9 protein-coding genes and 1 tRNA gene are annotated in these 13,022 nt (G+C 52.7%); 1 reads left to right on the top strand and 9 read right to left on the bottom strand.

The genetic code is table 11. The annotated features are described in order from the left end of the window. Positions 1-28: 28 nt before the first annotated feature. The 3 genes from trxA to QP381_RS06695 form a co-directional block, all read right to left on the bottom strand. Positions 29-391, bottom strand: coding sequence for a thioredoxin (trxA, locus tag QP381_RS06705; protein ID WP_103632972.1), 363 nt, complete (start codon positions 389-391; stop codon positions 29-31). 220 nt (positions 392-611) lie between these two features. Further along, on the bottom strand, positions 612-1,298 hold the full coding sequence (locus tag QP381_RS06700) for a TetR/AcrR family transcriptional regulator (RefSeq protein ID WP_040318330.1): 687 nt from the start codon (positions 1,296-1,298) through the stop codon (positions 612-614). 70 nt (positions 1,299-1,368) lie between these two features. After that, complete coding sequence (locus QP381_RS06695) at positions 1,369-1,803, bottom strand: (deoxy)nucleoside triphosphate pyrophosphohydrolase (protein WP_179369995.1); 435 nt, start codon at positions 1,801-1,803, stop codon at positions 1,369-1,371. 377 nt (positions 1,804-2,180) lie between these two features. On the opposite strand from QP381_RS06695, the gene QP381_RS06690 reads away from it, so the two are divergent. After that, a tRNA-Gly gene (locus QP381_RS06690) sits at positions 2,181-2,251 on the top strand. A 459-nt stretch (positions 2,252-2,710) separates the two neighbouring features. On the opposite strand, the gene QP381_RS06685 is transcribed toward QP381_RS06690, so the two are convergent. The 6 genes from QP381_RS06685 to QP381_RS06660 form a co-directional block, all read right to left on the bottom strand. Then, positions 2,711-5,698, bottom strand: coding sequence for a type I restriction endonuclease subunit R (locus QP381_RS06685; protein ID WP_285068168.1), 2,988 nt, complete (start codon positions 5,696-5,698; stop codon positions 2,711-2,713). After that, complete coding sequence (locus QP381_RS06680; RefSeq protein ID WP_101628597.1) at positions 5,698-6,969, bottom strand: restriction endonuclease subunit S; 1,272 nt, start codon at positions 6,967-6,969, stop codon at positions 5,698-5,700. Before QP381_RS06680 ends, QP381_RS06685 begins: the two co-directional genes overlap by 1 nt. Further along, on the bottom strand, positions 6,969-8,993 hold the full coding sequence (locus QP381_RS06675; protein WP_243381299.1) for a type I restriction-modification system subunit M: 2,025 nt from the start codon (positions 8,991-8,993) through the stop codon (positions 6,969-6,971). Before QP381_RS06675 ends, QP381_RS06680 begins: the two co-directional genes overlap by 1 nt. 16 nt (positions 8,994-9,009) lie before the next feature. Further along, positions 9,010-9,216, bottom strand: coding sequence for a type II toxin-antitoxin system Phd/YefM family antitoxin (locus tag QP381_RS06670; protein ID WP_101628599.1), 207 nt, complete (start codon positions 9,214-9,216; stop codon positions 9,010-9,012). Between the two features lie 623 nt (positions 9,217-9,839). Further along, entirely contained in the window at positions 9,840-10,283 is a 444-nt protein-coding gene (locus QP381_RS06665) for a hypothetical protein (RefSeq protein WP_101628600.1), read from the bottom strand. A 343-nt stretch (positions 10,284-10,626) separates the two neighbouring features. Beyond that, positions 10,627-12,372 carry a glycerol-3-phosphate dehydrogenase/oxidase gene (locus QP381_RS06660; protein ID WP_101628601.1) on the bottom strand — a complete coding sequence of 582 codons (1,746 nt, stop codon included), beginning with the start codon at positions 12,370-12,372 and terminating at the stop codon, positions 10,627-10,629. Between the last annotated feature and the right edge of the window lie 650 nt (positions 12,373-13,022).

Below are 13,022 nucleotides of genomic sequence, written 5' to 3'. Positions count from 1 at the left end.
AAACCTGGAAGGTGGGTTTTCTGCCGGTTTACTTTTGGGATTCGGCAATGGATGCGCGAACCTGATCCATGTCGAGGTCGCGGATCTGCTGGATCAGATCGTCGAGTGCAGCACCCGGAAGGGCGCCGGACTGACGGAAGACGGCGATGCCGTCGCGGAACGCCATGATCGTCGGGATGGACGAGATCTGAGCTGCGCGAGCAAGGTTCTGCTCTGCGTCAGTATCGACCTTGCCGAAGACGATGTCGGTGTGCTTGTTGGAGGCTTCTTCGTAGACCGGACCGAACTGGCGGCACGGGCCGCACCAAGTTGCCCAGAAGTCAACCAAGACGATGGCGTTTTCGGCGACGGTGGTTTCAAAGTTGTCGTTGTGAAGCGTGACGGTGGCCAATGCGGTCTCCTTATGTGCGGGGTTCGAGTGAACCCGAGGTGCGATTGTATGAGCGTGATCTATTGCTGGGAATCGCTTTGATTATTTCGTTGCGGTTTCCCGTTTCGTAGAGTTCAACGGCCTGAGTAGTGAATCTATTCCCTGTGATTGGTTTAGAGGTATGGTGTGCGTCGCACGTCTGTGACGGTAAGGCTGTTTCAGGGGGCCTCGTATCTGCGCGTCAGTGCGCGACCGGGCACCGCATAAAAGAGGCCTGGGTATTGTGCTCTTCGGCTTCGGCGCGCTTTTTCGGCGAGGGGAGTGCGTGGATTTTCTCCGACGAGGCTCCAACTGCGCGCAAGACGAACGCTTCCGATGCTACGCAGAGTGCGCGTCGCTTGTCGGGATCCGAGGGCAGGCGTTGCCCGGACAAGCAGGCGTGGATCAGCGCGACCAGAATGTGCGGGTCCTGCATGGGGATCGCTTCGCACTTCATTGCATCGATGAGGATGTTGAGAAGGAGGTTGCCGATCACGCCTGCATGCTCGTGAAGATGTTCGGACTTTTCCGTCGACATCTGATCGCGCAGGTGAACGCGACTTGCTAGGTGGTAGCGACTGGTCATCTCCAAGTGTGCGTGCACGTAGATGCGGAGACGCTCAATCGGGTCGGGTTCTGTGTCGATTGATTCGTGAAGAAGTGCCGAGAATTCTGCGGTTGCCTCGTTCATGTAGGCAAGGAGCAGAACTTCTTTATCTTCGAAGTGGTTGTACACAGCGGTGCGTCCGACGTTGGCGCGTGACGCGATCTGCGACATGGTGATCGTGTCGAAAGACTGTTCGGCGAGGAGCCCTCCGAGCGCGTCGAAAAGCTTGTGGCGAGTCAGAGCGCGGTGGTTTTCTAGGGAGTCTCCGATGATCTTAGGCATAGGACTATTCTGACAGATGTACCCCATATGTCGCCAAATTATCTAGGTATTTGGTCATATATTCAGGCTCTTAGCGGTCCGCTGGCTCGAAACCGGATGTGCGTGCAACGGCCATCGCAATCTCAAGATCGCGGCCAATCCAGTCAAGCGTGTCGACCTTGTCTAAAGGAGTCCAGCGGAACTCACTATGGGAACCATTCAAAGTGGGGGCGGGCGCGTCCGGCGCTAGTTCAGCTAACCAGACTCCCATCGTGCACCCCTGCAGGATTGGCCACCACGTGCCCTCTTCCGTCATTACCTGAGCGCCCACGCGGATGGCGGTGTTCATTTCTTCGCGTATTTCGCGGTGAAGTGCCTGAAGCGGGGTCTCGTCGCGATCGATCTTTCCACCGGGAAGCTCAAATTTTCCTGCCAGCTCGGGCGGGTATGAGCGTGCGGCGCAGAGCAACTGCGTTGGGTTGTCGAGCGAGTCGACGATGGCGGCGGCAACAACTAAGCGGGGCATGACTGCAGTGTAGGCAGTGTGTGGGACGAAGGTAATATAGTGGTCATACGAACTTGAAAAGATCTCCCTTCAACGAGCCGTTGAAACTGCCGATTTTAAGCTTGGCCACACGGGTCCTGATGGATCTCGTTGGTCTGATCTGAATTCCAACGGAGTCGAAACCCACGCGGAGGTACTTGCGTGGGGTGGGCGCACCGTCTCTGCCGCTGTTGATCTGCGTGCGCCAGGCTGATGCTGTCGGCCTAGTCAAGCGTTGATCAAGAGGAGGGGCGCGATTCCTTGTGGGACAGCGTCCCTCCTCTCTTTGTCTGTCGCCTTGGCTGACCAGTATGTTTGACCTCTGGTATGATCAAACCTGTTGCCAATGGCGATGAATTGCGGGCGTAGTTCATCGGTAGAATGGAAGCTTCCCAAGCTTCAGAGGCGGGTTCGATTCCCGTCGCCCGCTCTTGTAACCGGCCACAAGGTTGTTCCCTTGTGGTCGGTTTTAGTGTCGGGCCGGGAATCGAAATGGGCCCACTGTGCCACGGTGTGGCACTGGGGATCCCGTCGCCCGCTCCACTGAGACGTCGGATTTGATAAGTACCTTTTTGCGTTAGCGAGTATCGCTTAGGGGGTGTGAAAAATCGCTTGCGTTAGTGGGTTTGGGTTTTGCGTTACCTAGTATCGTGTTTTCCCTGTTCAGGTAGGGTTTTAGGGTTTAACTCGCTAACGGAGATGAAAAATGCGCCTCTCTTAATCGCAAATAACGCTGTTCTAGCGGTGTCGGTTCGAGTCTGGTGCTCTAGCCGTGTTAGGGCGTGGGATTAGAGATTGACGTTGATTTCTTTCCCGGTTCTAAAAATGAACCGGATCTGGTTTGCGCCAATGACGGCGTGTCGAGCGAACCTACAATCTAGGACAGTTATCAGTCTTTGTGGTTGAGGCGTGCGTGAATCAACGGGAGGAGGACCCGGTCCACATCGGCCTTGAACTGCGGGTCCGACAGATACTTGATTGCGAAGTCTTGGTTCTGATTCATCCGATCAAGCACAATGTCTTGGATGCGTTCGGCGTACACGATGGAGAACATGTCGAGAGAGTTGTGGGCGCGTGACTTGACCTCGGCATCTTCAACCATGTCTTCGGTGAGCTGCTCGATCACCTTGTCCATGTGGGTGAACTCGGTGCCCCAACGGTCGTTGAGCTTGGAGATGATGTTGGACAGGTTGTCCTTCTCGTCCTCGCTCGCACCGCCGGTGTCGGGGTTATTCGACAGCTGCCCTTCTTCGTCCTCCAGTTCGATAGAGCCTTCGTAGACCTGCTGGAGGCGGTAGTACTGCAGGGCAACTTCGTCTTCCAAATGTGGGGCGGGGTCGCCCTCGATGTGGAGCTTGCGCACCAAGAGCTTGGCGTAGGCGGCGAAGCGGTGGAGTCGCTCGTCGTCGTAGCGGATTATGTGGGTCAGGAAATCGTAGTTACGGTTGAACTTATTCATCCGCGCCCTCACCTCGAGCTTGTCCTCGTCGGTCAATTCGTCAAACCGGGCGACGGCAGGGTCAAGGTAAGCATTAAGGCGGCTGAAGTCGAGGTTCGTTTGCTTCTTCGACTCGGTGAAGAACACCTTGGTAAAGCCCTCGATCTCCTTGTCTGTCCACAAATGGTAGGAAGCGAGGAAGTGGTAGAGGTCGTAGACGATGTTCGGGTCGGTCTCCTCGGTGATCCCGGTGGAAATGTAGTAGTCCTGGAACGACTTCTGGATATCTTCTGCGGTGTTGACGAAGTCGAGCACGAATGTGTCGGTCTTACCCGGATGCATACGGTTGATCCGCGACAGGGTTTGTACCGCTTTGACCCCGTGGAGTTTCTTGTCCACATACATGGTGTGCAGTAATGGCTGATCGAAGCCCGTCTGATACTTCTCAGCCACCAGCAGCAGTTGGTACTCGCCAGTGGCAAACTTCTCCGGCAACTCCGCTTCGGGGATCTGGTTGAGCTGTTCCTCGGTGTATTCCGCCCCCTTGTCCTCGACCGTGCCTGAGAACGCCACCAGCAGGCCAAGATCGGTGTATCCCCTTTGTTTGATGTAGTCACGGAAAGCGAAGTAGTAGCGCACCGCATGCAGGCGTGAACCAGTCACCAGCATTGCCTTGGCGTTGCCACCAATCTTATGGGCGACGTTGGCGCGGAAGTGCTCAATAATGATCTCCGCTTTTTGCCGCAAGTTATACGGGTGCAGGCTCAGATACTTTCCCAGAGCTTTGTTCGCCTGCTTGGTCGAGTATTCAGGATCATCCGCAATGGTTTTCCCGACCCGGTAAAAGGTCTGGTAGGTGGTGTAGTTCTTGAGCACGTCAAGAATGAAGCCCTCTTCGATGGCTTGACGCATCGAATACACGTGGAATGGAACCGGGGTGGCATCAGGTACCGGGGTGCCAAAAATTTCGAGCGTTTTCTGCTTCGGGGTCGCAGTAAACGCGAAGAAAGACAGGTTCTGTTGGCGTCCTTGCATGCGCAGCTCCTCGGCGATTTGTTCATCAATCTCCAGCTGCTCGGCCTCCACCTGCGCCTCGGCAGCCGCATAGCGGTCAAGCAGATCCTCCTCGGACTCCTTACCCGCCGTGGCAGTATCCGCGAGCACCTGCTTGAGCCTCTCCGAAGCCTCACCTGTCTGAGACGAGTGCGCCTCATCAACGATGACGGCGAAGCGCTTACCAGCCGTCGTCACATTGCTCACGTCAACAAACGGGAACTTCTGCAACGTGGAAATGATGATCTTCGAACCATCGGCTAGCGCCTCCGTCAGTTGGCGGGCGTTCTTGTCGACCCTCACCACCACGCCAGCGGTGTGGTCCATCGCGTAAATAGTGTCTTGGAGCTGTTTATCGAGCACGCGCCGGTCAGTGATTACAATGATCGAATCAAAAACTGCACGCTGCTGGTCGTCATGCAGATTCGACAGGTGATGGGCAAGCCAAGCAATAGTGTTTGACTTACCAGAGCCAGCCGAGTGCTGCACCAAATAATTCTTCCCCGCACCATGAGCCTTCGCGTCAGCCACGAGAGCGCGCACGGCGTCGAGTTGGTGATACCTAGGAAAGATCAATTTGTCTTTGCGCCGGTCGTTCTCGTGCGGGATGAACTGGACAAAGCGATGCAGAATATCTAACAGTGAATCCTTCGCCAGCACCTCTTCCCACAGATAAGACGTCTTGTACTTACCCGGCACGGGCGGGTTACCTGCACCGTTGTCAAAGCCACGGTTAAACGGGAGAAACACCGTGTCCATCCCTGCCAGCTTGGTGGTCATCCACACCTCGTCCGTGTCAACAGCGAAGTGCACCACCGCACGGCGGTTTAGCCCGAACAACAACTCAGAGGCAGGCCGAGAACGCTTGTACTGATCAACAGCATCCCTGTAGGTCTGACCTGTGATCTGATTCTTCAACTCCATCGTCACCACGGGGATACCGTTGACAAACAACACGGTGTCAACGGAATTGGTGTTCTTCGTCGAGTACTGCAGCTGACGGACCACTGTCATCCGGTTCGCCCAGTACTTCTCTGCCAGCAGTTCGTTGAGGTCAGAACCAGGGGCGAAGAACACCAGCTTGAAGCGCGCACCAAGATCTTCCACTCCGCGACGCAACACTTCGACAACGCCACGCCGATCCAGCTCGCGGGCCACCCGTTTGCAGAACTTCTCGCCGGCCTTCGCCCCGTGGATACGTTCCAAACGCTCCCACTGTTGCGGCTGAGTCTCCCGCACAAAGTCAAGCAAATCTTGCGGATACAGGCCGAGCGCCTTGTCGTATCCGTTTGGATCGCGCGACTCGTACAAGTCAAGCTCCGAGGGGCCAACATGAGTCAGCGCGTGCTCGATCTCGTCTTCAAACCTGCGTTCAGACGTATCCATCACGCCATCTCTCCCACACGAACCTTGCCGGTAACGGCATCATTAATAATTTGCTTGCGGTATTTGCCCAACAGCTCAATCTGTCGCTTGATACCCGTGATAGCCGAATCAATCTCTAGAGTCTTTCGATCAAGAAAAGCCGCAATCAACCTTTGAATGTCAATAGAGGGTATGTAATAACTTGTACGGCTAAAGGTTGTGAAGTTGATGGATTGGCCATCTCTCAGCTGATTTGTTAGTGACGCCAATGATCGAATGAACGGATCCGATTTAAATAACCATTTGAAGTACCCGGAATCAACAAGTCCTGAATCTCGGGGTGAAAGCACCGTATATGCAGCGCTGACTTTCCCTGCTAGCTCGGATAGTTCAAGCCCCCCTTGAAAGCTTCTCAAGTGAATAATAAAATCTCCCGGTTCCACGTGTCGCATCTTTCCAGCCTCGGAGAGCTTCAGAGTAGGCTTCGTTCCGCTCTTATTAATGAATTCTTCTTGAGGAAGAACCCCATATAGCTGCGAAGGGGTCAAGTGGATATCCGCTGGACGCTCAAACTCTTTCCTACGCTGGAAAAGCGCTTTGGCGGAATAGAGAGTCCAAGATGTCGGCCCCTTTCCAATCCACTCGACACCGCTGTCACGCATCGGCACGTCAGGGTTGAGGCCGCGAGTCACGGTGCGAGCGATCAACTCACGCCGATACTGCTCTAACAGCTGAACCTCACGCTGCAATTTGTTAATGATCCCATCAATCTCAGCAGTCTTTGCATCGAGAAAGCTAACTATTGCCCGCTGTTCTACGAATGTTGGGTTTGGCAACGGGAAGTTCAGGAAGGTTTGCGCAGGAAGACGCCACCGCCCCATGTTGGAGACACCTTGACCGTATTTATAGTAGATATGGCGGCTATACAGGGTCTGGAATACGTACGAATAGAATCTCCCGTAAACCCGAGTAAGGTCAGTTGTGACGAATACGCGATAATCGGGGCTGGTTAAACCGTCGTATCGCGACTGGTCAACCCAGCCCGTCAGGAGGTCCATGGAGTTCATGGCGAAGTCACCAATGAACACTTCTTGGTACCCGTCATAGTTACCGGCCATCTGGCCTTCATTTTCAGATATGTTCTTCGGCCGGATCCCGCTTTGAGTGATAGACAAGATCGCTTGACCGTCGTGGGGAACCTGCCGTTTCAGGATCTTGAACAGCGACTTTGTTTTCACCGCGTCCCAGTCTTCAGGCAAGTCATCGATCCACTCGTCGAGTTGCCCTCGCATCACTTCACCTGCTCGCTGAAGAGTTTGGCTATGTCGGCTTGAATACTTGCCGAAAGGGCTTGTATTTCGGCGAGGGTTTCTGCGGGATCACCGAGTTCTTCGTATTTGTAGAAATAACGGGTGAAGGGGATCTCGTAGCCGACCTTGGTCTTATTGTGGTCGATCCAGGCATCGCCAGCGTATGGGATAACGTCGCGCTGGAAGTACGCTTCAATGTCCTCACGGAACGGTATTTGCTCGGTGTCGCGTAGATCCGTGTCTGGCTCCGGGTTACCTTTCGTATCCACACAGATGTCCGCGTCAGGGTTCTTTGTGCCGAGTTCCGCGACGATCTTGCGTAGTGCTGCGATGCCGATCTTCTCACCACGATCCTTGATGCCTTCACGGAGTAGATCGGTGAACTCATCTCGATTGAGATACACGTGCTCAGGGTCGAGCGCCTCTAGGCTGGAGATGATAGCGTCCTGCACCCGCTTGCCTGCCTCGATTTCTTCGGTGCGCGCAGGTTCGGTTCGTTTCCTCGACGTGGCAAGATCCGTGAATGGCTTGGTTTGTTTGAGTGCTTCGATCGCGTCCGGGGTGGCTTGGAAACTCAACCTTAGCGGACGTTCCACGACAACTTCATGGTAAGCAAAGTCTTCGGTGTCGAAGATCTTCGACTCTTCGGTTTCTTGGAACGCGCCGTAGATGAGAGTGATGTCAGCGATATTGTCTTCGGTGAGTTCTTTGCGCTTTTCACCCAAGGGTTTACGCATCCGCTGGAAATACTGGGTGGCGTCGATCAGTTGCACCTTGTTCTTGCGGCGACGTTCCTTCTTATTTGAAAGAACCCAGATGTAGGTGAGAATGCCGGTGTTGTAGAACATCTGATCCGGTAGGGCGATAATCGCTTCCAACCAGTCATTTTCAAGGATCCAGCGGCGGATCTCAGATTCGCCCTGCCCGGCTCCACCTGTGAAGAGGGGAGAGCCGTTGAACACGATCCCAATCCGCGTACCAGGGGCATTCACCAGGTCCTTGGGGTCGTAGGGCTTCATCTTCGAGATCATGTGCTGCAAGAAGAGGAACGAGCCATCCGACACGCGCGGCGTTCCCGCTCCGAAGCGACCATGGTAGCCCTTGCGTTCAGCCTCGTCCTGAATCGGGTCGGCGTACTTCTTCCAGTTCACGCCGAAGGGTGGGTTGCACAGCATGTAGTCAAACCGCATGCCTGCTGTCTTGTCGTTAGTCAGTGAGTTGCCGAGGTAGATGCGTTCTTGGCGTTCGCCCTTGATCATGATGTCGGACTTAGCCACCGCATAGGTTTGCGGGTTAAGCTCTTGGCCGTACACCTCGAGGCGTGCAGTCCCGTTCAGGTCATCAACGTGCTGGGCAGCGATGGAGAGCATGCCGCCGGTGCCGACCCCAGGGTCATACAGCGAGGCCATGGCTCCGTCTGCGCAGAGCCGATTGATGTCTTCTTCGGGGTTAAATAAGAGATCGACCATCAGGCTGATGACCTCACGCGGGGTGAAGTGTTCACCAGCGGTCTCATTTGACAATTCAGAGAACCTGCGGATTAGCTCCTCGAAGATGTAACCCATCTGGTCGTTACTGACCACGTCGGGGTGGAGGTTTACCTTCGCGGAGGTGAACTCGCTGAGCACGTGATAGAGCAGGCCAGCTTTGTCGAGGCGCTCAATCACATTGTAGAAGTTGTAGGCCTCCATAACCTCGCGCGCAGCTGGGGCGAAAGCCTGCACATAGTACGACAGGTTTTGCTCCAAATTGTCGGGATCATCAAGCAAGGTTTTTAGGGTGAAGTTCGAGGTGTTCCAAAATGGGTATCCCGTTGCCTTGGCATACTGGAGTTCTTTGATCTGGTTCGGCATCGAGGTGGCCTTGATGTCCAGGACTGCCTGCTTGGTATCGACCAGGACCGAATCGAGGCGGGTGAGCACGGTGAAGGGCAAGACCACGTCGCCGTATTCGTGTTCCTTGTAGTCACCGCGTAGGATCTCTGCGATGTTCCATATTAGGGACACATGGCTCGTTAGTTTCTCAGTGCTCACTAGGGTCAATCCCTTCATTCATCAGCCGTTCGTAGCGCTCATTGGAGATCAACACCGCGATTGGTTTGCCGTAGCGCAGTATGTAGGCGGGCTCATCTTTTTCTACGGCTTCCTTGATCAGCTTGGAAGCCTGACCTCGCGAAAGGTCGCCAATGTTGATGTGACGCATTGGCGGTTTGCGTCGTTTGGCTGCCATAGCTCTCCCTCTAACTCGAACGTCTTGTCTTAAGTTTTCCACAAATAAGTGTCTAAACACATGTAAAACACGGGTTTAATTTACATTTAGAATAACTAGTTAAATTACATGTAGAAATTTGTGTAAATTTCTAAGTATTGATTGGGGCGGCTCGTCTGCTAGTAGTTGGATACCCCCCACGAATGAAACGCGTTAACGCAAGGTAACAACCGCACCCCCTCGACGGCCAGCGGCGTGGCTCTTCAGCGTGGGCTACCCCCACGGAGGTCCCCCAGATGCTGCGTGCTGAGCACCCAAACCGACCCCAGAAACAACAAACTCCCCGTTAAGCAGTGGTTATGTGGCAAGAGTTCGCCTTATCAAATCCGCCGTCTTAATATCCACTTAGACGTCGGATTTGATAAGTACCCTTTTGCGTTAGCGAGTATCGCTTAGGGGGTGTGAAAAATCGACCGCGTTAGCGGGTTTGGGTTTTGCGTTACCTAGTATCGTGTTTTTCCTGTTCGGATAGGGTTTTGGGGTTTAACTCGTTAACGGAGATGAAAAATGCGCCTCTCTGATCCGGAGTTAACGGTGGGTCAGTGGTGTTGGTTCTAGGTCAGTAAACTTAGAACGATATTGAGTTATTTCCTCTTCTCCTTTTGAAACCCAATCGCTAACTGACCTTTTTCTGGAATGGATTTGCAGCTCAGTTTTGCATCCTCAGAAACTGCGCGGTCAAACTTTGCTACAAGAAATAATGCGGTTCCGGAGCTTGATGGAAGATTGAAATGTGAATCATGGGTGCTCAAGCTATCGTTGCCTAGTTTGCATTGAGTGAAGTCATAACCGGTCTCGAGCAAGTCACGAGAAGCGAAAAGGTAAAGAGGCTCCTTATTAGCATATCTAGTGTCAAGCTGGTCACCACTCTTCAACTCGTCGTATACCCAGGAAGAATTCATCGCAAATTCTTCCTGCTCAGAATCAATTTTTCTATCGAGGAGAACAAAAATAGCAACGATTATTAAAGTGAGCAATAGGATGCCTGCAATAAGTGCAAATATCCGTTTGGGCATGTTTTTTACCACGATTCAACACTCCTAACGTATTTTCCTCTATGTATCGAGATGCTCAAAGTATACTAAATCGAGGCGTAAAAATTAATACCCAAACTTAAAGTCTTAATAATTAGTTTTCTGCGATAAAACTATTCTCGCATCGCAAAAATTACCTGATGGGGGTGCGGATTATTCTTTGGGCAGTTTTGGGATACCGCATTATCGAAGGTGCTTTTAAAGCAAGCGCCTAAAACTGAATTTTGCTCTGTTGCCAGAGCGGGCATAGTGGAATCCGAAGCGCGTCTAAGGCCTTGGAGTACACGCCTCCAAGGCCTTAGAGTCAGCGATTTAAAAGGGAAAAATCCCCACGGATTTAACCGTCAATTTGCGGAGACACGTCAACAAATTCGGTTATAGGCGCCGCCTGCTCACGTACCTTTTGCGCTTCGGCTTCGCTAACTATAGCCTCCGCCTTTTCTTCGGCATCACACCGCGCCTTGTAGTTTTCTATCTCATGCGCCTTGGCCGCCTCGTCCCAGCCAAGAATATCCGCAGCTATTGTCGCAACCTCGTCAATAACAGCCAATCCGCGATCCCGATGCTCGTAAGAGAGTCTGGTGCGACGCGCCAGTAAGTCTTCCACATGCAAAGCACCCTCATGCAAAACACCAAACGCTATTTCTGCACGCAGATACTCTTCAGCGCCCTTAAGCTCCTTCCCTAAAGAAGGATCCTTCTCAATCATTTTGAAAATCAGCTTGATATCACTTCCATACCTGTTTAACAGATCTTCTACGTGATCCACGCTCAAACCGTTTTTCTTTGCCAGCGCCTCACGCTGTTCCCACATAGCTTCATAGTCAACAGCTCCAGAAAGCGGAGTGCTTCTGGTAACGCACGGCATTCGCTTAGCCAGCTCCTTACCCAAGGCAAAATCAACAGCATCTTCAGCCATCTGCCTGTAACTCGTAAGCTTCCCACCTGCTATAACAGTGAGCCCCGGAGCAGCTTCGGTAACTGTGTGCTCCCTGGAAACCTTGGTTGACTTAGCCTTATCTCCGTCCAAAGTTCCTGGCTGCAACAAAGGCCGTAGCCCAGCGAAAGCCCCAATGATGTCATCACGTGTTAGCGGGTTAGCCAGCACCGAGTTCGCATGTTCAAGCAGATAATCAATATCCTCAGAATCAGGTACCGGTTCCAACCTGTTTTCATGGTATTTGGTATCAGTAGTTCCTATAACCCAATAACGCTTCCACGGGATTATAAACAACACAGACTTCTCTGTGCGCAAGAATAAACCAACTTTGGAATCAATCTTTTCCTTCGGCACAACAATATGAATGCCCTTGGAGGCCAAAACTTTCAAGCCACCCGTAGAACCGGAAAGAGACTGTGTTTTCTCAGTCCAAACCCCCGTTGCGTTAATGATGGATTTTGCTTTAACCACATGTTCAGCGCCTGTTTCCATATCACGAAGTTTGGCGCCAACCACCTTGTTTCCATCCTTGAGCATTTCAACAACCTGGGTACGATTCGCAGCCAAAGCGCCAAACTGAGCGGCCGTGCGAACCAGATTCACCACCAGACGGGCGTCGTCCACCCTGGCATCGTAGTAAACCAAAGAGCCAATAAGTGCGTCTTTTTTCAACGCGGGCGCAAGCTCCAATGACCCTTTCTTCGAGTAGTGCTTTTGAATGGGCACTGAACCCCTATGTGCAAACTGTGCGATGGCGTCATACATTCCCACCCCAACAGCCGAATAAGCCCGCTCTATTACGCGCATTTTTATGGGCCACAAAAAAGGCTGTGCTTTCACCAAATGTGGAGCCGTGTGGGTAAGTAATAAGCCACGTTCCCTCAAAGACTCAGCAACCAAGGCAAAATTAAGTTGATAAAGGTATCGCAGACCACCGTGCACCAGCTTTGAAGATCGCGACGAAGTGCCGGAGGCCCAGTCTTGCGCCTCGACTATACCGACTCGTAAACCACGGCTTGCCGCATCCAGTGCGATCCCCGCTCCCGTAACACCTCCGCCGATCACTAAAACATCAAGCGGCTTTTCCTCCATGTCGCGTAGCGCCTCTTCGCGCTTGCTTGGCGATAACTGCGTTGTGAACATCGTAGCTCCAGTCGTATTAGTTGATTTAGGGCAACCCAATCAGCCCCTAAGGTTAGGCTAACCTAAGTGAGCACTAATGGTCATCACGCTTGAACATTTTTTCACCGGCCTCTCGCCTTAGGGCATAAAATCACGTATTTACCCGTGAAAAATAACCCGGACTTAAAATAAGTAGAAAGAATTGTGTCCTTTGAAAACTCCCCAGGTCCGCTAAAAGCCCTAAAACAGTAAAGGGGCAATCAAAACAGGCCCTAATGCGCGGAAGGAAACATAAAATGGGGGTGGCGGTTATTAATCGAACCCCCGACAAGCTTTCGTTGGCCAATCACAGATGCGGCCAAAAGGAAGTATCAATTCTACTTAAGGGCAATGTAACCTCGCTGTGCGGCCTTTATTAAACGCCGTTCTGCGAGGGTGGACTGTGTGAGAAAACATCTAGCGGCACGGAATCCGGTAGCTACCACAGTCCTGACATCTTCCGAAGCGGGCATCAGTACTTCGTTGACATCCAGTGTTGCCCTGGTGAGTGCGGCTGCTGCCTCGACCTAGAGACCATCGACGTCGAGGGTTAGTCTGCCGGATTTAAATCCTTCAGTTGCCATGATGTTTCCTCTTCGTCCATACGCAATAGGCTGGGCTTAGGCTTCGGT

It is taken from the genome of Pauljensenia sp. UMB6358 (genome assembly GCF_030216865.1).
Taxonomy (GTDB): domain Bacteria; phylum Actinomycetota; class Actinomycetes; order Actinomycetales; family Actinomycetaceae; genus Pauljensenia; species Pauljensenia turicensis_A.
This window is presented reverse-complemented; position numbering and strand designations above follow the sequence as displayed.

Excerpts from the sequence above, each read along its gene's own strand:
- QP381_RS06700 (WP_040318330.1), bottom strand. The coding sequence starts at position 1,298 with ATGCCTAAGATCATCGGAGACTCCCTAGAAAACCACCGCGCTCTGACT.
- QP381_RS06695 (WP_179369995.1), bottom strand. The coding sequence starts at position 1,803 with ATGCCCCGCTTAGTTGTTGCCGCCGCCATCGTCGACTCGCTCGACAAC.
- QP381_RS06685 (WP_285068168.1), bottom strand. The coding sequence starts at position 5,698 with ATGGATACGTCTGAACGCAGGTTTGAAGACGAGATCGAGCACGCGCTG.
- QP381_RS06680 (WP_101628597.1), bottom strand. The coding sequence starts at position 6,969 with ATGCGAGGGCAACTCGACGAGTGGATCGATGACTTGCCTGAAGACTGG.
- QP381_RS06670 (WP_101628599.1), bottom strand. The coding sequence starts at position 9,216 with ATGGCAGCCAAACGACGCAAACCGCCAATGCGTCACATCAACATTGGC.
- QP381_RS06660 (WP_101628601.1), bottom strand. The coding sequence starts at position 12,372 with ATGTTCACAACGCAGTTATCGCCAAGCAAGCGCGAAGAGGCGCTACGC.